The following is a 20,610-nucleotide window of genomic DNA, read 5'->3' as shown; positions in this document are numbered from 1 at the left end:
GCAGGGAACGGAACATGGCGGACACCACGGATCAGATCCCCGAACGCATTCCGATCAATCTTGTCGTCAACGGCGCGAGGCGCACACTCGAGATCGCGCCCTGGACCACGCTGCTGGATGCCCTGCGTGACCGCTTGGAGTTGACCGGCACCAAGAAAGGCTGCGATCACGGTCAATGCGGCGCCTGCACCGTGCTGGTCGATGGGCGGCGCGTCAATTCCTGCCTAACGCTCGCGATCATGAAGGACGGCGCCGAGATCACGACGATCGAAGGCCTGGCCAAGAACGGCGCGCTGCATCCCCTGCAGCAGGCCTTTGTCGATCACGACGCATTCCAGTGCGGCTATTGCACGCCGGGACAGATCTGCTCGGCGGCCGGTCTTCTAGCCGAGGGCCGCGCCCGCGACGCCGACGAGATTCGGGAACTGATGAGCGGGAATCTTTGCCGCTGCGGTGCCTATCCCAACATCGTGGCTGCGATCGAGCAGGCAATGGGTCGGTCATGAACAACTTCCAGTATTCCCGCGCGAGCGACGTCACCGATGCCATTCGCCTGCTCGCTGCAGATCCGAGCGCGAAGCTGATTGCCGGCGGCACCAATCTGATCGACTTGATGAAGGAGAATGTCGAACGACCCTCCCGACTGGTCGACATCTCCCGCTTGCCGCTCCGCAACATCGAGGAGACCGCGGACGGGGGCCTGCGCATCGGCGCCTTGGTACCAAATTCAGACCTCGCCTACCATCCGCTGATCGAGCAGCGCTATCCCCTGCTCGCCAGCGCAATCCTGGCCGGCGCCTCCGCACAACTGCGCAACATGGCTTCGGTCGGCGGCAACCTGATGCAACGAACGCGCTGCGCGTACTTCTATGACACTGCAACGCCCTGCAACAAGCGAAGCCCAGGCACCGGCTGCTCGGCCGTCGATGGCCTCAACCGTAACCATGCCATCCTCGGCACCAGCAGTTCCTGCATCGCGACGAACCCATCCGACATGAGCGTAGCGCTGGCCGCACTGGGCGCGCTGGTACACACCGCAGGCACTACCGGTCAGCGTACCATCGCGCTGACCGATTTCCATCGACTGCCGGGCGACAAACCTCATGTCGATACAAATCTCGGCAGCGGCGAGATCATCACCGCAATCGAGCTGCCGCCGCACGGTTTCGCCCGGAACTACAGCTATTTGAAGGTCCGGGACCGGCTGTCCTACGCCTTTGCATTGGTCTCGGTCGCGGCCGCGCTCGAACTCGAGGGCAATGCGATCGGAGAAGCGCGCCTGGCGCTGGGCGGCGTGGCCCACAAGCCTTGGCGGAACCTCGATGCGGAGGCGGCGTTGCGCGGCCAGGCGGCAACGCCGGATCATTTTGGTCGCGCCGCCGACCTGTTGCTGCAGGGAGCAACCGCTCGTTCGCAGAACGGCTTCAAGATCGAGCTCGCGCGGCGAGCCGTCGTGCGTACGCTGATTCAGGCCGCAAACGCCACACCGCAATCGCAAGCTCACAAGAAGATCGCATGAGGGGCCGATGAACGCCTATGTCGGAACGCCAACGTCGCGCGTCGACGGCCGGGCCAAGGTCACCGGAGCCGCCAAATACGCCGGCGAATTCGCGGCAGACCGCCTCCTCCATGGCTTCGTCGTCGCGGCCACCATTCCGCGCGGGCGCATCGCCCGCCTCGACACCAGCAAGGCCCTGAAGGTGAAGGGCGTGGTCGACGTGCTCACCCACGCGCATCGCCCGCCCCTCGCCGAGCAGGACGAAGCCTGGAAGGACGAGGTGGCTCCGGAGCAGGGCTCGCCGTTCCGACCGCTCTATGACAACAGCGTCAAGTTCGACGGCCAGCCGATCGCGCTGGTCGTAGCCGAGGACTGGGAAACCGCCAAGTTCGCCGCAACCCGCATTCGAGTTGAACACGAGGAGGAGGCGTTTGCGACCGATCTCGAGTCCGAACGCACCAGGGCTGCCAAGGTCGATCAGCCGCACAAGCCGCGCGGTGACGCCTCGGCGGCGCTGACGCGAGCGGCCGTCCATCACGAGGCCGACTATGTCATTCCGAGCGAGCATCACAACCCGATGGAGCTATATGCGACAACGGCCGTCTGGGACGGCAACGGCAAGCTTACCGTCTATGACAAGACTCAAGGCGTCCAGAACGTTCAGAAGTTTCTCTGCAGCGTTTTCGACAGGAAGCCGGACGAAATCCGCGTGATCTCGCCCTATGTCGGCGGCGCCTTCGGCTCGGGCCTGCGGCCGCAGCACCAGGTCGTGCTGGCAACGCTTGGCGCGCTTGCACTGAAACGATCTGTCCGTGTCGTGCTGACGCGGCACCAGATGTACGGCTTGGGCTACCGGCCGATGACGATCGAGCACGTTGCGCTCGGCGCAAACCGCGACGGCACGCTCGAAGCCGTCATGCACGAAGCCATAGCCGTCACCTCGCGGTTTGAGAATTTCGCCCGCAACGATACCGGCTGGGGGGAACAGCTCTACAAGAGCCCCAACAGCCGCCTCTCCCACATGCTCGTCCACCTCGACGTCGCCACTCCCTGCGACATGCGCGCGCCGGGTGCAGCATCGGGCGTCTGCGCGCTCGAATGCGCCATGGACGAGCTGGCCGTCGCGCTCAAGCTCGACCCGATCGAGTTGCGGCTGAGGTGTTACTCGGATCGCGACCAGAGCGAAGACCTGCCATACACCAGCAAGCAATTACGCGCATGCTATGCCAGGGGCGCAGAAGCCTTCGGCTGGAGCCGACGCGACCCCGGGCCGCGCTCCATGCGCGACGGCACGGAACTGGTCGGCTGGGGCATGGCGACCGGGGTGTGGGAGGCGCTTCAGATGCCGGTCGCCGTCCGCATCGTGCTCACAGCCAACGGCCATGCCGAGGTCTCCTGCGCCGCGTCCGATATCGGCACCGGCACGTACACCATCGTGGCGCAGGTCGCGGCCGATGCCCTCGGGCTGCCGATCGAGAACATCAGCGTCCGCCTCGCCGACTCGAGCCTGCCGCAGGCGCCGGTGGAAGGCGGCTCGTGGATGGCCGCCTCGAGCGCGCACGCCGTGTTAGGAGCAGCCGAGGAGATTCGCCAGGAGCTCGTCCGTCACGTCAAGGCGATGCCCGCCTCGCCGCTCGGCGGCGTCGATGCGCCAGACATCATTCTCGTTGACGGAACCGTCGCCAAGGCGGGCGATAGGAGCCACGCCGTCTCGATTGCCGATATCATGCGCCACAGCAAGCTCGAGCGGATCGAAAAGGAGAAGCTCAACCAGTTCGCGGAAGACAAGTCGTACGCGCGCAACACCCATTCGGCCGTCTTCGTCGAAGTGAAAGTAGACGAGCAACTCGGCGTCATTCGCGTCACGCGGGTGGTGAGCGCGGTCGCGGCCGGACGCATCCTGAACCCCAAGACTGGCCGCAGCCAGGTCATGGGCGGCGTGGTCTGGGGGATCGCGATGGCGCTGCACGAGGAAACGTTGATGGATCACCGCTTCGGCCGGATCATGAACGCGAACATTGCCGAGTACCACATTCCCGTGAATGCGGACGTTCACGACATCGACGTCATTTTCGTCGATGAGGCCGACGACCGGATCAACAGGCTAGGTGTCAAGGGTCTTGGCGAAATCGGCATCGTCGGCGTGCCTGCAGCGATTGCGAACGCGGTCTATCACGCCACCGGCAAGCGCATCCGGCGCTTCCCGATTACGCTGGACAAGCTGCTCGATTGAGCCGACGCCGACAATGCCCCGTCGCTGGCGCTGCACGAGAAGCTCGGCTTCGCGCGCGCAGGCCTGCTCAGCCGCGTCGCCTCTCGCCACGGCCGCTAGTCCGACACCGTCATGGTGCAACGCTTGCTCGGCGCGGGGACGACGGCGCCCCCGCCGGTCGCGGCGCCCGGGCGTTAGCCCTACGAGGGAAAATCAGCCGGTCTGACGTGGATGCGATCGGCATGCAGCGACCAATGATGCAACGCCTGGTCCTTGCAGAACTTTGCCTTCGCCCGTTCCCTGGCCTCGTCCTCGTCGGCGGCATCGATCTCGAGCGTGCCCTGGCACACCTCGATCTCGCGGCCGTACTGGCCGAGCACGTCCTTCATGAACTTGACCACAAAAGTTGACATGGGACCTCCCTGCTGCCCCGGCGGCACTCTAATCCCATTTAGGACGGACGGGGGAAGAAGATTTTGACGCGGATCAAGGCCTGGCGAGTCCCGGCCGAAGACTCGTTGCGGAACCGCCGCCCGGGTTTATGGGCAAGTGCCGGTCGCCCATTGGGATTTCGGTGGCTGCACGCCGCAAACGCGCTAGGCTGATGACGAGGCCGCAAAGATGTCGAGCGTCTTCGTGGACCGGCGGGAATCTGCCTTTTATGGCGTCGGCGATATCCTGCAGCCGATCGCGAGCGGCGCGATCAGTGAGGCCGATGTTCTTCGCGATCTCTATGACCGCGACGGCGGCCGGGTGCAGGGGCGAACGTCACCGGCCCCCATCACGTTCTTCAAGAATGCCGGCGGCGGCCATCTCGACCCCATGACCTCCGAGGCCGTGTTCGAGCAGTTGGGCGCAAAGCTGGGGTAGGACGGCCCTACCCCGTCGTTATGCCGGTGGAGGCGGACGGACCGGATGCCGGCAAGAGAGGCCGGCATCAGCCATCACGCTTTGATATCGAGGAGTGTGTCTTCGGTCTCGGCGTCGGCTTGAATGACCTTCGCGTTGGCAATGAAGCTGTACTTTGCGGTCGCCAGCTGAACGAATTCGCTGGCGAGATCGACGTTCGGCGCCGCGACCAGGCCGTCCTGGTTTGCGAAGGGAGAGCCTGGGTCCGATTGCGCGGTATAGCTCGGCGACACCGTCGACACGGTCGCAGCCGCACCGCCCGGCGTCGAGCCGCTCGATTGAGAGACCTGATCGACCCGCAGCGGCACATAGGGAAACGTCGGAGCGATGCCGGATGCTGGCAGCGGGCCCGTCGCACTGATGTTGGCAATGTTGCTCGCGGCCACGCTCACGCGCAGGCTCGCCGCAGAAAGTCCGGATGTCGCAATCGAAAGTATGCTCATGAACGCTGATGTACGGGACAAATCATACGCGTTCATTCACCCCATCAGTAAAATCCGCCGCTTTCTGTTTTCGTCCGCGTAACCAACGATCGGCACGGACTTCGCGCGCCCTACCCCGGCATCACGCCAAACGCCCGGTTGAAGCGCTCGGCATAGACCGGCCAGACCTCGGGATTGATGATACGCGGCGGGCGCTTGCCGTCGAGCGTCTCCAGCACCTGCTCGGCGGCGATGCGGCCCATGTTCTGACGCGCCTCGATGGTGACGCCGGCGGTGTGCGGGCTCGCCAGCACGTTGTCGAACTGGAGCAGCGGATGCTCCGGCGGCGGAGGCTCCTTGGACCAGACGTCGAGGCCGGCGCCGGCGATGCGCTTGTCGCGCAGCGCCTGCAGCAGCGCGTCCTCATCGTGGATGAAGCCGCGCGCCGTCGTGATGAAGTACGCGTGCGGCTGCATCAGCGCGAATTCGCGCGTGCTGATCATGTTGCGGCTCTTCTTGTCGAGCGGACAGGAGATCGAGACGAAATCGGCGCGGCGCAAGAGCTCGTCGAGCTCGACCTTCTCGCCGCCCCGTTCGGCCATCACCTCGGCGGTGAGATAGGGATCATAGGCCAGCACCTTCATGCCGAGCAGGCCCTTGCACAGGGCGGCGATGCGACGGCCGACATTGCCGAGGCCGATGATGCCGACGGTCTTGCGCTGGACCTCGTTGCCGACGAGCTCGTTGCGGTTGACGTCCCGCTCGCGGCGCAGGCGGCGATCGGACTGGATGATCCGCTTGGACAGCGTCAGCATCATCGCCAGCGCGTGCTCGGCGACGGAATGGGCATTGCCGCCGGACTGGTTGACGACGACGACGCCCGCGGCCGTGCAGGCCTCGACATCGACGGGGTCGAAGCCCGCGCCGTTGCTGGACACGAGCAGGAGGTTCGGCGTGCGCTTCAGGAAGGCGGCATCGACATGGAAATGCGGGGCGAGCTCATCGCGGGCGGCGCCGATCTGGTAGACATGGGCCGCACTCAGGATCGGTGCGTAAAAGTCCTCGGGGCTTTCATTCTCGATCCGGTCGAGCCGGACGTCGGGCCGCGCCTTCAGGATGTCGACATAGATCGGATTGGCCAGGTATTTGACGTAGAAGACGCGCTTGCTGTTGGCGGACATCAGGACCCTTCCGACTCTCTCGTGGGAGATCCGCAAGGTCAGCGCGATGCGCGCGCGTCCGTGCCCCTCCGCTTTCTGGTTATAGCCGCTTATGCCATGGCGGTGCCGGCCACGGCAGCCCGTCCGGCGCAGATCACGGTGCCGGCCCGGACATGTTGACAATCCGGCCGCCTGCGTCAAGTTCGGCAGACTGCCGCGACGACCAGAACCAATAAGCATGCGCGGCCGCAGGGAGAACGCAATGGCGATTGCGGAACAACAGGCACAGGGGACCGGCGACAGAAGCTGGCATGGCATCGTCCTGCAAGCCCTGAAGCGGAACGAGATCAGCCTGATCCCTTACGTGCCCGACCGCGTGCTGACGCCGCTGATCAAGAGCTTGCACGCCGATCCCTTCTTCACCACCTTCGCCACCGCCCGCGAGGAAGAGGCCGTCGGCATCGTCTCCGGCGCCTGGATGGGCGGACGGCGCGGCGCGGTGCTGATGCAGACCTCGGGCTTTGCCACGCTCGCCAACGTGCTGGCCTCGCTCGCTGTGCCCTACCAGATCCCGCTGATCATGTTCGTCTCCGAGCGCGGCACGCTCGGCGAATTCAACTACGGCCAGTCGCTTGTCTGCCGTACCATGCGCCCGGTGCTGGATTCGCTCGCGCTGGAGCACCACACCATCACCCGGCTCGACGAGCTCGAATTCATCGCCGACCGCTCGATAAAGCAGGCCGTAACCACGCAGGCGCCGGTGGCGCTGATCCTCAACCCGCTGCTCACGGGCGGCAAGGTTTTCGACAAGTGAGGCGGGCCATGGATAATCGCAACACCAAGGTGATGAACCGCTTCGACGTCACCTCGCGCCTGATCGCGAAGCTCAAGCACGAGGAAGCCGTGATCGGCGGCATCGGCAACACCAATTTCGACCTCTGGGCCGCCGGCCACCGCTCCCAGAACTTCTACATGCTGGGCAGCATGGGCCTCGCCTTCCCGATCGCGCTCGGCGTAGCGCTGGCGCAGCCCGAGCGCCGCGTGTTTGCGCTCGAAGGCGACGGCTCGCTCCTGATGCAGCTCGGCGCGCTCTCGACGATCGCGATGTTGAAGCCGAAGAACCTGATCATGATCGTGATGGACAACGGCATCTACCAGATCACCGGCGCGCAGCCGACGCCGGCAGCCGGCGTCGCCGACATCGTCGCGATCGCGACCGGCTCAGGGCTCGCCAACAGCGGCTGGGCCGCGGACGAGGAGGATTTCGAGCGCCTGGTCGAGGAGGCGATGTCGGCCTCAGAGCCGAGCCTGATCGCGGTTCGCATCGACGACAAGCCGGGCGTCGGCACCCCAAGGCGCGATCCCGTGCAGATCCGGGAACGCTTCATGCACGGCCTCGGCGTCCGCGAGCCGCTTTAACATTCCGTCATTAACTACACGGCGATCTGATCCGAATCCCGCGCCAGTCCCCGACTATTCCGTGCTAAGCGGCGCGGATGTCCATTTTTGTTCGCGCCTTTGCCTGGCTGCTTGCTGCCGCCGTGACCCTTGCAACACTCGGGCCCCCGGGCCTGCGGCCCCATTCCGACCTCGGCCAGGACGGCGAGCATGCGCTGGCCTTCATTCTCGTCGGGCTGGCCTTCGGCCTCGCCTATCGGCAGCGGCGCCTGGCAGTCGCGGCCGCATCGGTGGTCCTGATCGGCCTGCTCGAGCTGATGCAATTCTGGGCCCCGGGGCGCCATACGCGACTGGAGGATTTTCTGGTCGATGCCGGCACCGCCTGCATCGGGTTTGCGCTCGCCGCCGTCGCCGACTGGGTCATGACCCGATTTCGGGAAAACTCGGCCCTGACAGGCTGAGGCCCCGCGGAGCGATGCTCCGCAGGGCCCGGCTCTTCGAAGCCTTTACTGCGCCGATCAGTCGATGATCTTGACGACACGGCGCGTACGCGGCTCGACGATCACGCGCCGATCGTTCACGACTGCATAGCGATATTCGGTGTAGTTCGGCACCGGCCGAAGCACCACGGTCGGAGGCAGCGGCTCACCGACCACGACGCGCTCGTGGACCACGACGGAGTCATCGCGCGGGATTCCTCCGAGCACCGCATTCGGAATTTCGAGGCCCGCGCCGACGGCCGCACCGACGGTGCCGCCGACCATCGCGCCGATCGGGCCGCCGATGTCGCCACCCGCGCGCGCGCCGTCCCTGGCGCCCTGTTCGGTGGTCGACTGGGCAAAGGCCGCACTCGACGCCAGCAGCGACGCGGCGGCCAACGTAATCGCAAGACGGGTTTTCATGTCCTGATGTCTCCAGTGATTGTTGTGCAGCTTGAACCCGCGGACACGGGGCATTGTTCCGGTTCCCCTGCGACCAAAGATGCATCACACATCCGGAGAGTGTTACCGCGTAACAGTTCAGGCTGCGGCGATCTCGTGGCCCGCCATCAGTTCCAGCGCCCGCACCAGGGCCGAGTGATCCCAGCCCTTGCAGCCATGCGCGGTGCAGGACGAGAACAATTGCTGCGCCACCGCCGTGCTCGGCAACGACAGGCCGAGCGCACGCGCGCCTTCGAGCGCGAGGTTGAGATCCTTCTGGTGCAGCTCGATGCGGAAGCCCGGATCGAAATTGCGCTTCACCATGCGCTCGCCATGCACCTCGAGGATTCGCGACGAGGCAAAGCCGCCCATCAGCGCCTTGCGCACCAGCGCGGGATTCGCACCGGCTTTCGATGCAAACAGCAGCGCTTCGCTCACAGCCTCGATGGTCAGGGCAACGATGATCTGGTTGGCGACCTTCGTGGTCTGGCCGTCGCCATTGGCGCCGACATGGGTGACGTTCTTGCCCATCTTGTCGAAGATCGGCTTCATGGTGCCGAAGGCCCGCTCGGGACCGCCGACCATGATGGTGAGGCTGGCGGCTTTCGCCCCGACCTCCCCGCCGGACACCGGCGCATCGAGATAGTCCGCACCCAGCGCCTCGATCTTCTTCGCAAACTCCTTCGTGGCCAGCGGCGAGATCGAGCTCATGTCGACGACGATCTTGCCCTTGGAGATGCCGCTCGCGACGCCGTCCTTGCCGAACAGCACTGCTTCCACATGCGGCGTATCCGGCACCATGATGATGACGGCGTCTGCCTCCTCCGCGACCTCCTTCGCCGATTTGCAGGCGAGGCCGCCCGAAGAGATCAGCTCAGCCGCAACAGGCGCGACGTCATGCAGGAACACCCGATGGCCTGCGGCCAGGAGGTGGCCGGCCATCGGCCGTCCCATGGTGCCAAGTCCGATGAAGCCGATGTCGATCATGGTTTAGCTCTCTCTCAGTTGCATAAGCGGAATCTATCCGCGTACTCGCTGCACGTCTCCCGCTTGCGGGGGAGATCGGCACGCAGCGCCGGGTGAGGGTTCTATCCGACCGGGGAATTTCTCGGCGCATCTCGGAAAGCCCCACCGCGGAGACACCCTCTCCCCAGCCCTCTCCCGCAAGCGGGAGAGGGAGCGCACCGGCACCGTGGCTGCGCTCTCACGTCTCGAATGTCTGTGCCGCGTGCCAGGAGAGGCCTTCCAGCGTCGTCGTGCGCGGCTTGTATTCGCAACCGATCCAGCCGCGATAGCCGATCGCGTCGAGATGGCGAAACAGGAAGGGATAGTTGATCTCGCCGGTGCCGGGCTCGTGGCGGCCGGGATTGTCGGCGAGCTGGATGTGGGCGATCTCGGGCAGGTATGCCTGCACGGTGCGGGCGAGATCGCCCTCCATGATCTGCATGTGATAGACGTCGTACTGAACGAACAGATTGTTCGAGCGCACCTCGGAGATCAGCTGCACTGCCTGCTCGGTGCCGTTGAGATAGAAGCTGGGAATGTCGAGCGTGTTGATCGGCTCGACCAGCAGCTTGATGTTCTCCCGCGCCAGCGTCGACGCGGCGAAGCGCAGGTTGCCGACCAGCGTCTCCTGAAGCGCGCGCGGATCGGCGCCATCCGGCGCGATGCCGACGAGGCAGTTGAGCTGGTCGCAATCGAGCGCCTTGGCATAGTCGATGGCACGGAAGACGCCGTCACGGAATTCGGCGGTTCGGTCGGGCAGGATCGCGATGCCGCGCTCGCCTCCGGCCCAGTTTCCGGCCGGCAGATTGTGCAGCACCTGCGTGAGGCCATGGGCCTCCAGCTGCTCGCGCAGCTGCGCCTTGTCGAAATCATAGGGAAAGAGATACTCGACCCCGGCAAAGCCTGCCGCCTTCGCCGCGGCGAAGCGGTCGAGAAACGGCATCTCGTTGAAGAGCATGGTGAGGTTGGCGGCGAATTTCGGCATGATGCTCTCCCCTATTCCGCCGGCTGCAGCACGCGCGTGGTTTCGACTTCTTCGAGCGGCAGATCCAGCACCTCCTCGAACTCGACGACGTTGTCGATCTCCGTGCCCATCGCGATGTTGGTGACGCGTTCGAGGATGAACTCGACAACGACAGGCACGCGGTGCTTCGCCATCAATTCGCGCGCGGTGGCGAATGCGGCCTGCGTGTCCTTGGGGTCGGTGACGCGGACCGCCTTGCAGCCGAGGCCTTCGGCCACCGTGACATGGTCGACGCCGTAGACGCCGATCTCGGGCGCGTTGATGTTCTCGAAGGAGAGCTGGACATGATAGTCCATGTCGAAGCCGCGCTGGGCCTGGCGGATCAGGCCGAGATAGGAATTGTTCACGACGACGTGGATGTAGGGCAGATTGAACTGCGCGCCGACCGCGAGCTCCTCGATCAGGAACTGGAAGTCGTAGTCGCCCGACAGCGCCACGATCTCGCGCTCAGGGCACGCCGCGCGCACGCCGAGCGCGGCGGGCAGCGTCCAGCCGAGCGGGCCCGCCTGCCCCGCGTTGATCCAGTTGCGCGGCTTGTAGACGCCCAGGAATTGCGCGCCGGCGATCTGCGATAGGCCGATCACCGTGACATAGGTGGTGTCGCGGCCGAACGCCTTGTTCATCTCCTCATAGACGCGCTGCGGCTTGATCGGAACGTTGTCGAAATGGCTCTTGCGCAGCATGGTCTTCTTGCGATCGCGGCAGGCAGCGGGCCAGGCCTGGCGCTCGCGAAGCCTGCCTGACCGCCGCCACTCCCTGGCGACGGTGACGAAGAGCTCGAGCGCCGCCTTCGCGTCCGAGACGATGCCGAGATCGGGATTGAACACGCGCCCGATCTGGGTCGGCTCGATATCGACGTGAACGAATTTGCGGCCCTTGATGTAGGTCTCGACCGAGCCGGTATGGCGATTGGCCCAGCGATTGCCGATGCCGAGCACGAAATCGGATTCGAGCAGCGTCGCATTGCCGTAGCGATGGCTGGTCTGAAGGCCGACCATGCCGGCCATCAGCACGTGATCGTCGGGGATCGCGCCCCATCCCATCAGCGTCGGCACGACAGGAACGTTGGCGATCTCGGCGAACTCGACCAAAAGGTCCGAGGCATCGGCGTTGATGATGCCGCCGCCGGCGACGATCAGCGGCCGCTCGGCGGCATTGAGCATCTCCAGCGCCTTCTCGACCTGCTTGCGGGTCGCCGCGGGCTTGTAGACCTGCAGCGGCTCATAGGTCTCGTCGTCGAACTCGATCTCGGCGAGTTGCACGTCGAGCGGCATGTCGATCAGCACCGGTCCCGGCCTTCCCGAGCGCATGATGTGAAATGCCTGGCTGAACACGCGCGGCACCAGCGCCGGCTCGCGCACCGTCACCGACCATTTGGTCACGGGCTTGGCGATCGATTCGATGTCGACGGCCTGGAAATCCTCCTTGTAGAGCCGCGCCCGCGGCGCCTGACCGGTGATGCAGAGGATCGGAATGGAATCGGCGATCGCCGAATAAAGCCCGGTGATCATGTCGGTGCCGGCCGGCCCCGAGGTGCCAATGCAGACGCCGATATTGCCGGCCTTCGCCCTTGTGTAGCCCTCCGCCATGTGCGATGCGCCCTCGACATGGCGCGCCAGGATGTGGCGGATCGACCCGCGCTTCTTCAGCGCCGAGTACAGCGGATTGATCGCGGCGCCGGGAACACCGAAGGCGGTCGAGATGCCCTCTTTCTCCAGGATACGCACGGCCGCATCGACAGCTCGCATCTTCGCCATATCGGACCTCGCTTGGGTTTAAGTCAGCGAGCGAGATCATCAGATGCGCGGGATGCGATCTCAACGAGATCGATTTTATTTTCCACGATGCGGCAGCCGTGGAAAAATCGTGGGTGGTCTCAATCAGTTAGATCGTGAAACGCGTGAAAGCCGCTTCACTCGAACAGCGGCGCAAGCTCCATTTGCGGGACCAGCACGAGGCCCTTGTCGGTAATGCGGATTTCCGGAATGACCGATAGGGGAATCAAATTGAAACCCATGTAGGGGATGGTGCACCCGGCTTCAGCCCATTCCTTCTTCAGGACCTTGACCTCTTCAGCCACCTCGGTCACGCGTTTGTCGGACAGGAGTCCCGCGATCGGCAGCGGAACCAGCGCACTCACCTTGCTGTCGGCGACGACGCAGACGCCGCCCTGCTCTTCCCTGATCGCGGCGATCGCGACCTGCATGTCAGCTTCGTTGGTGCCGGCGACGATGATGTTGTGGCTGTCGTGGCCGACGCTGGAGGCGACCGCACCGCGCTTCAGGCCGAAGTCCTTCAGCAGGCCGTAGGCGACATTGCCGGCCGATTTGCCGTGGCGCTCGACCACCGTGACGAAGCAGAGGCCGTAGCGCGCGAACAGCGACGGCCAATCCTTTGCCGGCTCGATCGCGACCTTCTCGTGGATCAAGGTGATGCCGGGCAATGCGGTCTTGATGGCGTTGACGGTGCAGGCCTTCGCCGGGAGTTCCGGCGTCAGCTTGATCTTCTCCGGCAGCTTGACCGTGGCATAGGCCGCCTTGGGATATTGGTAGCGCTGCGACAGCGCCTGATCGAGGCTATCCGTAATCTTGCCCTGCTCAACCACGAGCTCGCCGCCATACCAGGTGCATTGCGGCTTGAGCTGATCGTCCATCAGCACGAGATCGGCGCGGCGGCCGCCGCCGAGACCGCCAATGTCGCCCTCCATGCCGAAGCGCGTCGCGCCGTGCAGCGAGCCCATCGACCAGGCCTGCTCCGGCGACATCCCCGCCTTCACGGCTTCGCGCACCACCGAATCGAGGCCGAACAGCAGCAGATCGTCGGCATCACGGTCGTCGGTGCACACCGCCGTGCGCTTGTGCGAGGCGCCGAGCTCGGTGATCGTCCGGATCGCCTGGGGCAGCGAATGCCAGGGCGTCGTCGGCGGGCCGCCACGAAGGAAGATCCAGACGCCGGCATCGAGCAGATCGTCGGCGATGTCGCGGTCGATCGCCTCATGGGTGTCGGTAACGCCGGATGCCGCATAGGCCGCGACGAATTCACGGCCGTAGACATGGCCGGACACCGGCCGCCCGCGCTTCAGCGCGGCGGCGAGGATGGCGTGGCTGCGCTCGTCGCCCATCGTGACAGGCACGAAATCCATCTTCTCGCCAAGCCCGACCGCTTCCGGCCAGCGGTCGAACAGGCCGGCGATCTTGTCCGGCGTGAGATCGCCGCCGGCCGTCTCCAGTTCCGCCGAAGTGGCCGGTACCGTGCTCGGCACCGTCAGGAAGATCGAGAGCGGCGCCGCGCGCGCGTCCTCCAGCATCGCCTCGACCCCGGCGACGTCCATGACGTTGCCGATCTCGTGGCTGTCGCAGAAGATCGTCGTGGTGCCGTTGAGCAGCGCGGCCTCGGCATAGGCGCAGGCCGTCACCATCGAGGATTCGATGTGAATGTGCGGATCGACGAGGCCTGGAGCGATGATGCCGCCTGCGGCGTCGTAAGTCATGACGTCACTCCACGCCTTCTTTGCCGTGCCGGCCGCCTTCACTGCCGCGATGCGGCCGCCGGTGATCCAGACCTCACGGTTCGAATGGATACGTTCCGAATAGGTCGAGAGCACCCGCGCCCCCGTGATGACGAGATCGGGCGCGACGCGCGCCGAGGCGACGTCGGCGAGGCGCCTCGTCATGCTGTGCAGCGGCGCGACGGAAAAACGGGTGAGTTTGGTCATCGGGGGCTCTCGCGGAGATTGGACAGCCCAGCGATGGTTGCCCCCGACAGCGGCAGGGGCAACTCAAATAAAACTGCACCTCTGCTTACGCATTGGGCAAAGGTGCCGTTTGATGAGTTCCGCTAATCCTCGTTCGCCTTGAACCGGCCGAGCCCCTTCAGCACGAAGGGTGCGAGCAGCGCGATCAGAGCGACGCCGAGCAGCGTCGCCGAGATCGGGCTCTGCAGCAGCGTCATGGGGTCGCCTAGGCTGATGGCGAGCGCGCGGCGGAGCTGGCTCTCGGCGATCGGGCCGAGGATCAGGCCGACCACGACGGGTGCGATCGGAAAATCGAACCGGCGCATCAGGAAGCCGAGCACGCCGAAGCCGGCCAGCATCGACAATTCGACCACCGACGGCTTTGCCGCGATGGTGCCCATGGTCGCGAACACGAGGATGCCGGCATAGAGCCAGGGCTGCGGGATCGCGAGCAGCCGCACCCAGAGGCCGACCAGCGGCAGGTTGAGCACCAGCAGCATCATGTTGGCGATGAACAGGCTCGCGATCAGGCCCCAGACCAGATCGGGCCGTTCGGCGAACAGCAGCGGGCCCGGGTTGAGCCCGTATTGCTGGAAGCCAGCCAGCATCATCGCGGCCGTTGCCGAGGTCGGCAGTCCCAGCGTCAGGAGCGGCACCAGCGTGCCGGCGGCAGAGGCATTGTTGGCGGCTTCGGGTCCGGCCACGCCTTCGATCGCGCCCTTGCCGAATTCCTCGGGATGCTTCGTCAGCCGCTTCTCGGTCGAATAGGACAGGAATGTCGGGATCTCAGCACCGCCCGCGGGCAGTGCGCCGATCGGGAAGCCAAACAGGGTGCCGCGCAGCCACGGCTTCCACGACCGCTTCCAGTCTTCCCTCGTCATCCACAGCGAGCCGCGCACCGGCTCGAGCTTCTCCTCGGTGTGGTGACGGCGCGAGGCGACGTAGAGCGCCTCGCCCACCGCGAACAGGCCGACCGCCAGCGTCGTCACCTCGACGCCGTCGAGCAATTCAGGCACACCGAACGCAAGCCGGGCCTGGCCGGTCAACTTGTCGATACCGACGAGACCCAGCGTCAGGCCGATGAACAGGCTGGTCAGGCCGCGGATCGGGGAATCGCCGAAGGTCGCCGACACCGTGACGAAGGCGACGCACATCAGCGCGAAATAATCCTCGGGGCCGAAGCGCACGGCGACATCGACCAGCCATGGCGCGAGGAACGCAAGGCCGATCGTGGCGATGGTGCCGGCGACGAAGGAGCCGATCGCGGAGGTCGCCAGCGCCGGCCCGCCGCGGCCGGCCTTGGCCATCTTGTTGCCTTCGAGCGCAGTTGCCATCGAGGCGCTCTCGCCGGGCGTATTGATCAGGATCGCGGTGGTCGAGCCGCCATACATGCCGCCGTAATAGATGCCGGCGAACATGATCAGCGAGCCGCCGGGGTCGAGCTTGTAGTCACCGGCAGCAGCAGCGCGACCGTCAGCGCGGGGCCGATGCCGGGCAACACGCCCACAGCCGTGCCGAGGAACACGCCGATCAGCGCATAGAGCAGGTTCATCGGCTGGACGGCAACGGCCATGCCGTGCGCCAGCGCGGCAAAGGTGTCCATCACAGCAGTCGCTCCAGGGGGCCGGCCGGAAGGCTCAGCGTCAACAGCCGGTCAAAGGCGAGATAGATGACGGTCGACATCACGAGGGCAATGATGCTGTCGACGAGGACGGCGCGGCGGCCGAACGCCGCCGACGTCGTGACGAACAACGCAGATGTCGCGAGGATGAAGCCGCCGCCAAAGCCAACGATGGCGATCAGCAGCGCAAGGCCGACGAGGATCAGGACAACAGGCACGGGATCGGCGCTCTCGCGCGCCGGCAGATTGCCGCGCAGCGCATCGATGAAATTGCCGATCGCGAGCAGCGCAATGCCGCTGGCGACGACGACCGGCATCGCCTCCGGCCCCATGCCGTACATCGCGGCGGATTGCAGGCCGCGCGCGTCCCAGACCAGCACCGCTGCAAGCGCGGCGAGCAGCGCGGCGATGACGATGCCGGCGCGATCGACGCGCCGCGGCGGCTGGGCAGGATCGCCTGAGGTCATGATTTGACGAGGCCGACCGATTTCAGCACGTCGGTGACACGCACGGTCTCCTTCTTCAGGAAGTCGGCGAAGGCGTCGCCGCCGAGATAGGCGTCCTCCCAGCCCTTCTGCTTGAGAATCTCCTTCCAGGCGTCCGACTTCACCATCTTCTCGACGGCATCGCTCAGGATCTTGCGCTGCTCCGGCGTGATGCCGGGAGGCGCGACCACCGAGCGCCAATTGGCGATCACGAGATCGATGCCCTGCTCCTTGAAGGTCGGGATATCGCTGCCTGCGATGCGCTTCTCCGAGGTCACGCCGATCGCGCGCAGCTTGCCGGACTTGATCTGCCCTTCATATTCGCTGAGGCCCGAAATGCCCGCGGTGACCTTGCCGCCGAGGATCGCCGCGAGCGACTCGCCGCCACCGGAGAACGGGATGTAGTTGATCTTCTTGGCGTCGGCGCCGACAGCGCCGGCGAACAGCGCGGCCATCACATGATCGACGCCCCCGGCCGAGCCGCCGGCGAAGGTCACCTTGGCGATATCGGCCTTCACCGCGGCGGCGAGATCCTGCGCGTGCTTGATCGGCGAATTCGCGGGCACCACGATCACCTGGATTTCCTCGGTGAGGCGCGCGATCGGCGTTACCTGCTCCAGCGTCACCGGCGACTTGTTCATGGCGAGCGCGCCGACCATGACGAAGCCGTTGACCATCATCTGGTTGCCGTCGCCCTTGGCGCCGTTGACGAACTGCGCGATGCCCACGCTGCCGCCGGCGCCCGGAACGTTGGTAACCTGCACGCTGCGCGCGACGCCGGAAGCAACCAGCGCCTGCTGCATCGAGCGCGCGGTCTGGTCCCAGCCCCCGCCCGGGGCTGCCGGCGCCATCAGCTTGAGCTCGAGCTGCTGGGCAAAGGCAGGCGTCGCCGCCGCGAGCGTCAGCGCGACGGCTGCGCCGACAAGGCGCGCAGGAAATCGAAACATGGGGGCATTCTCCAGGCTCGTGCGGACGTGTTGATTGTTTGCCGCATTGTGTCGTTTGGCCGCATATCAGCCAAAACGGCCGATGCTGTCCAGCGACAGGCCTGGGTTCCAGGTTAGCTGGAGGCCGGCATCACACCGCCCAGTGCGACGGTCAGCTCACCGGCGACATCACGCACGATTTGCCCGATTTCCGGCAGCCTGTCGTCGGTCAGGCGGCTGGTCATGCCCGAGACGGAGATCGCCGCCAGCGGCTCGGCGCAGTCGTTATAGACAACTGCGGCAATACAGCGCAGGCCCATACAGGCCTCCTCGTCGTCGATCGCAAAGCCCTGCTTGCGGATCTTTTCGAGCTCCCTGAACAGGTCGCTCGGTCGCACGATCGACTTTTCGGTCAGCCGCGGCATGCCGTGATGGCGGATGACGGCTCCGACGTCCTCGTCCGAATAGGTCGCGAGCACCGCCTTGCCGACGCCTGATGTCACCATGGGGACGCGTCCGCCCATCTGGGTCAGCGAGCGCATGATCTCGCGGCTCTCCATGCGGGTCAGCACGATGATGAACTCGTCGTCGACGACGGCGAGATTGGCGGTTTCGCGGGTGAGATCGCGCAGCTTGCGCAAGTAGGGAACGGCCTGCGCCGAGAAATTGCGCCGCCGGGCAAAGCTCGCACCTACGGTGAAGCTGCGAGCGCCGACATGCCACTTGGATTCGGCGCGATCGAACTGCACGAAGCGGCGGCTTTCAAGCGTCGCCAGCAGGCGGTGCACGGTCGAGGGGGACAGGCCGGTGCGTACGGCAAGATCGCTGAGGCGATAGCCTTCGTCGTCCTCGGCCAGCGTTTCGAGGATCGATAGCGCGCGGTCGACCGACTGCACGCCGCCGTCGCGCGCTTCGTGCTCGGCCTCCGATGACGACCGGGCTTCGTGCGGTTTGCGCCGGATCACGTTCTTGTTCATCGCGACCTGTATTCGTTCTTTTCCCCTCTCTCCGCTCGCGGGGAGAAGGTCAGGGTGAGGGGAAGGCTCCGCAAGGACGGTAGCGGTTAGCCTTGCGGAAGCTCCCCCTCACCCGGAATTTGCGACGCAAATTCCGGCCTCTCCCCGCAAGCGGGGAGAGGCGAACATCAACGGCTCAGAGCAGCCCTGCCCCGCGCGCCCACTTGTACTTGGCGCCGAGGACCTCGACGGGAAGCTCGGTCGAGTAGGCGTAGGCCGGGATGCCGTGCTGGTAGAGATATTCGGCGGCTTCCTCGACCTCGACGTCGCCGGCGAGCGAGGCGACCATGGGCTTCACAAAACCCTTGGCCTCCATCTCCTTCTTCACCTCGACCATGTTGCGGGCGAACACCATCGGCGGAGTGACGATGGTGTGCCAGTAGCCGAGGATCAGCGCGTGGATGCGCTCATCCGACAGGCCGAGCTTCACGGTGTTGACGTAGGTGATCGGCGGCTCGCCGCCGGTGATATCCACAGGATTTCCGGCCGCACCGAACGGCGGAATGAACTTGCGGAACGCCGCGTCGAGATCCGGCGGCATCGACATCAGCGACAGGCCGTTGTCGACGCAGGAATCCGACAGCAGCACGCCCGAGCCGCCGGCGCCGGTGATGATCAGCACGTTCTCGCCCTTCGGCGTGGGCAGCACCGGCACGCCGCGGGCGAATTCGAGCAGCTGGCGCAGGCTGCGGGCGCGGATCACGCCCGACTGCTTGAACACGTCTTCATAGATGCGGTCGTTGCCGGCGAGCGCGCCGGTGTGCGAGGACGCCGCCTTCGCACCGGCCGAGGTGCGGCCGGCCTTGAGCACGACGACCGGCTTCTTCTTGGAGACGCGCTTGGCGGCTTCCGCGAAGGCGCGGCCGTCCTTGAGGTCTTCGCAGTGCTGCGCGATCAGATTGGTGTTCGGATCCTGCTCGAAGAAGGCGAGCAGATCGTCCTCGTCGATGTCGGACTTGTTGCCGAGGCCGACGATGGCGGAGACGCCCATCTTGGCCGAGCGCGAGAAGCCGATGATGGCCATGCCGATGCCGCCCGACTGCGACGACAGCGCCGCGTGGCCCTTGACGTCATAGGCGGTGCAGAAGGTCGCACAGAGATTGGCGGGCGTGTAATAGAAGCCGTAGATGTTCGGTCCCATCAGCCGGATGTCGTATTTCTTGCCGACCTCGACGATCTCGGCCTGCAGCTCCGGCGCGCCGGCTTCAGCGAAGCCGGACGGAATCAGGACTGCGCCCGGGATTTTCTTCTCGCCGCACTCGGTCAGCGCCGCCGCCACGAACTTGGCGGGAATCGCGAACACCGCGACGTCGATCACGCCAGGCACGTCCTTGACGCTCTTGTAGGCCTTGTAGCCGAGGATCTCGGCAGCCTTGGGATGGATCGGATAGATGTCGCCCTTGTAACCGCCGTTGATGAGGTTCTTCATCACGGAGTTGCCGATCTTGCCGTCCTCCGCGGAGGCGCCGACCACGGCGACCGCCTTGGGCTGCATGATGCGGTTCATCGCCGCGACGATCTCTTCGGTCGGGCGCGGCTTCGGCTTCGGCTTGTAGGCGAAATCGACGACGATGCGGACGTCGGCGGCGGTCGCGCCCTTCGGGGTCGCGAACACAGGGTTGAGGTCGAGCTCGACGATCTCGGGGAAATCGGTGACGAGCTGCGAGACCTTGACGATGACGTCGGCGAGCGCCGTGCGATTCACCGGCTCGCCGCCGCGAACACCCTTCAGGATCTCATGCGCCTGGATGCTGTCGAGCATCGAGAGCGCGTCTTCCTTGGTCGCGGGCGCGAGGCGGAAGGTGATGTCCTTCAGGACTTCGACGAGCACGCCGCCAAGGCCGAAGGCCACCAGCTTACCGAACGAGCCGTCGGTGATCGAGCCGACGATGACCTCGGTGCCGCCGGCCAGCATCTGCTGCACCTGGACGCCCTCGATCTTGGCATCGGCCTTGTACTTCTTGGCGTTACCGAGAATGGTCTCGTAGGCCTTCTCGGCCTCTTCAGTCGTCTTGAGGCCGACGATGACGCCGCCGGCTTCGGTCTTGTGGAGAATGTCCGGCGAGACGATCTTCATCACGACGGGGAAGCCCATGGAGGAAGCCATCTTGCCAGCCTCGCCCGCCGACTTGGCCACTCCCTCCTTCGGCACCGGAATGCCGTAGGCGTCGCAAACCAGCTTGCCTTCCGGCGCCGTCAGGCTGGTGCGGTTGTCCGCCTTGACCTGGTCAAGCACCTTGAGGACGGCATCTTTGGAATTGGACATGTGGCTTCTCCCTTG

At 65.3% G+C, this 20,610-nt stretch carries 19 protein-coding genes and 2 pseudogenes; 8 read left to right on the top strand and 13 right to left on the bottom strand.

Annotated features, from left to right (window positions below):
• Positions 1-14: 14 nt before the first annotated feature.
• From ACNJYB_RS13330 to ACNJYB_RS13315, 4 genes and pseudogenes are all read left to right on the top strand, one after another.
• Positions 15-506 carry a (2Fe-2S)-binding protein gene (locus tag ACNJYB_RS13330; RefSeq protein ID WP_439374377.1) on the top strand — a complete coding sequence of 164 codons (492 nt, stop codon included), beginning with the start codon at positions 15-17 and terminating at the stop codon, positions 504-506.
• Positions 503-1,519, top strand: a complete 1,017-nt coding sequence (locus ACNJYB_RS13325) for an FAD binding domain-containing protein (protein ID WP_439374376.1) — start codon at positions 503-505, stop codon at positions 1,517-1,519. Before ACNJYB_RS13330 ends, ACNJYB_RS13325 begins: the two co-directional genes overlap by 4 nt.
• Before the next feature lie 7 nt (positions 1,520-1,526).
• Complete coding sequence (locus tag ACNJYB_RS13320; protein ID WP_439374375.1) at positions 1,527-3,731, top strand: xanthine dehydrogenase family protein molybdopterin-binding subunit; 2,205 nt, start codon at positions 1,527-1,529, stop codon at positions 3,729-3,731.
• A 3-nt stretch (positions 3,732-3,734) separates the two neighbouring features.
• Positions 3,735-3,908, top strand: a pseudogene (locus ACNJYB_RS13315) (GNAT family N-acetyltransferase); the annotation flags it as partial.
• 2 nt (positions 3,909-3,910) lie between these two features.
• On the opposite strand, the gene ACNJYB_RS13310 reads toward ACNJYB_RS13315, so the two are convergent.
• A complete protein-coding gene (locus ACNJYB_RS13310; protein WP_270169416.1) occupies positions 3,911-4,123 on the bottom strand; it encodes a hypothetical protein in 213 nt (70 codons plus the stop codon).
• A gap of 208 nt (positions 4,124-4,331) precedes the next feature.
• Here ACNJYB_RS13310 and ACNJYB_RS13305 point away from each other — a divergent pair, with 208 nt between their 5' ends.
• A complete protein-coding gene (locus tag ACNJYB_RS13305) occupies positions 4,332-4,580 on the top strand; it encodes a hypothetical protein (protein WP_439374374.1) in 249 nt (82 codons plus the stop codon).
• A 74-nt stretch (positions 4,581-4,654) separates the two neighbouring features.
• Here ACNJYB_RS13305 and ACNJYB_RS13300 read toward each other — a convergent pair whose 3' ends face one another.
• Both ACNJYB_RS13300 and ACNJYB_RS13295 read right to left on the bottom strand, forming a co-directional pair.
• Positions 4,655-5,062 (bottom strand): flagellar basal body rod protein FlgC, encoded by a 408-nt coding sequence (locus ACNJYB_RS13300; protein WP_439375543.1) that lies wholly within the window; start codon positions 5,060-5,062, stop codon positions 4,655-4,657.
• A 110-nt stretch (positions 5,063-5,172) separates the two neighbouring features.
• On the bottom strand, positions 5,173-6,222 hold the full coding sequence (locus tag ACNJYB_RS13295) for a hydroxyacid dehydrogenase (RefSeq protein ID WP_439374373.1): 1,050 nt from the start codon (positions 6,220-6,222) through the stop codon (positions 5,173-5,175).
• A 241-nt stretch (positions 6,223-6,463) separates the two neighbouring features.
• Here ACNJYB_RS13295 and ACNJYB_RS13290 point away from each other — a divergent pair, with 241 nt between their 5' ends.
• From ACNJYB_RS13290 to ACNJYB_RS13280, 3 genes are all read left to right on the top strand, one after another.
• Positions 6,464-7,015, top strand: coding sequence for a thiamine pyrophosphate-binding protein (locus ACNJYB_RS13290; protein WP_439374372.1), 552 nt, complete (start codon positions 6,464-6,466; stop codon positions 7,013-7,015).
• An 8-nt stretch (positions 7,016-7,023) separates the two neighbouring features.
• Positions 7,024-7,620 (top strand): thiamine pyrophosphate-dependent enzyme, encoded by a 597-nt coding sequence (locus tag ACNJYB_RS13285; RefSeq protein WP_439374371.1) that lies wholly within the window; start codon positions 7,024-7,026, stop codon positions 7,618-7,620.
• 77 nt (positions 7,621-7,697) lie between these two features.
• Complete coding sequence (locus ACNJYB_RS13280; protein WP_439374370.1) at positions 7,698-8,060, top strand: VanZ family protein; 363 nt, start codon at positions 7,698-7,700, stop codon at positions 8,058-8,060.
• Between the two features lie 57 nt (positions 8,061-8,117).
• On the opposite strand, the gene ACNJYB_RS13275 is transcribed toward ACNJYB_RS13280, so the two are convergent.
• From ACNJYB_RS13275 to ACNJYB_RS13230, 10 genes and pseudogenes are all read right to left on the bottom strand, one after another.
• The gene (locus tag ACNJYB_RS13275; protein WP_220009682.1) at positions 8,118-8,501 is read right to left on the bottom strand and encodes a DUF1236 domain-containing protein; all 384 of its coding nucleotides are present in this window, start codon (positions 8,499-8,501) and stop codon (positions 8,118-8,120) included.
• A 117-nt stretch (positions 8,502-8,618) separates the two neighbouring features.
• Entirely contained in the window at positions 8,619-9,506 is an 888-nt protein-coding gene (locus tag ACNJYB_RS13270; RefSeq protein ID WP_439374369.1) for a 2-hydroxy-3-oxopropionate reductase, read from the bottom strand.
• Positions 9,507-9,723: 217 nt separating this feature from the next.
• Positions 9,724-10,509: a hydroxypyruvate isomerase gene (gene hyi / locus ACNJYB_RS13265; protein WP_439374368.1), complete on the bottom strand. Its 786-nt coding sequence runs from the start codon at positions 10,507-10,509 to the stop codon at positions 9,724-9,726.
• 11 nt (positions 10,510-10,520) lie between these two features.
• Complete coding sequence (gene gcl, locus ACNJYB_RS13260; RefSeq protein ID WP_439374367.1) at positions 10,521-12,305, bottom strand: glyoxylate carboligase; 1,785 nt, start codon at positions 12,303-12,305, stop codon at positions 10,521-10,523.
• A gap of 155 nt (positions 12,306-12,460) precedes the next feature.
• The gene (locus ACNJYB_RS13255) at positions 12,461-14,263 is read right to left on the bottom strand and encodes an adenine deaminase C-terminal domain-containing protein (RefSeq protein WP_439374366.1); all 1,803 of its coding nucleotides are present in this window, start codon (positions 14,261-14,263) and stop codon (positions 12,461-12,463) included.
• 122 nt (positions 14,264-14,385) lie between these two features.
• Positions 14,386-15,884, bottom strand: a pseudogene (locus tag ACNJYB_RS13250) (tripartite tricarboxylate transporter permease).
• A complete protein-coding gene (locus ACNJYB_RS13245) occupies positions 15,884-16,369 on the bottom strand; it encodes a tripartite tricarboxylate transporter TctB family protein (RefSeq protein WP_439374365.1) in 486 nt (161 codons plus the stop codon). Before ACNJYB_RS13245 ends, ACNJYB_RS13250 begins: the two are co-directional and overlap by 1 nt.
• On the bottom strand, positions 16,366-17,334 hold the full coding sequence (locus tag ACNJYB_RS13240) for a Bug family tripartite tricarboxylate transporter substrate binding protein (RefSeq protein ID WP_439374364.1): 969 nt from the start codon (positions 17,332-17,334) through the stop codon (positions 16,366-16,368). The genes ACNJYB_RS13245 and ACNJYB_RS13240 overlap by 4 nt, the downstream gene beginning before the upstream one ends.
• Before the next feature lie 113 nt (positions 17,335-17,447).
• A complete protein-coding gene (locus tag ACNJYB_RS13235; RefSeq protein ID WP_439374363.1) occupies positions 17,448-18,290 on the bottom strand; it encodes an IclR family transcriptional regulator in 843 nt (280 codons plus the stop codon).
• 175 nt (positions 18,291-18,465) lie between these two features.
• Positions 18,466-20,595, bottom strand: coding sequence for an acetate--CoA ligase family protein (locus tag ACNJYB_RS13230; protein WP_439374362.1), 2,130 nt, complete (start codon positions 20,593-20,595; stop codon positions 18,466-18,468).
• Positions 20,596-20,610: the final 15 nt, after the last annotated feature.

Source organism: Bradyrhizobium sp. SMVTL-02 (assembly GCF_051853005.1).
Lineage (GTDB): Bacteria > Pseudomonadota > Alphaproteobacteria > Rhizobiales > Xanthobacteraceae > Bradyrhizobium.
Note: the sequence above shows the minus strand (reverse complement) of the source record. Positions and strands in the feature narration are given on the sequence as shown.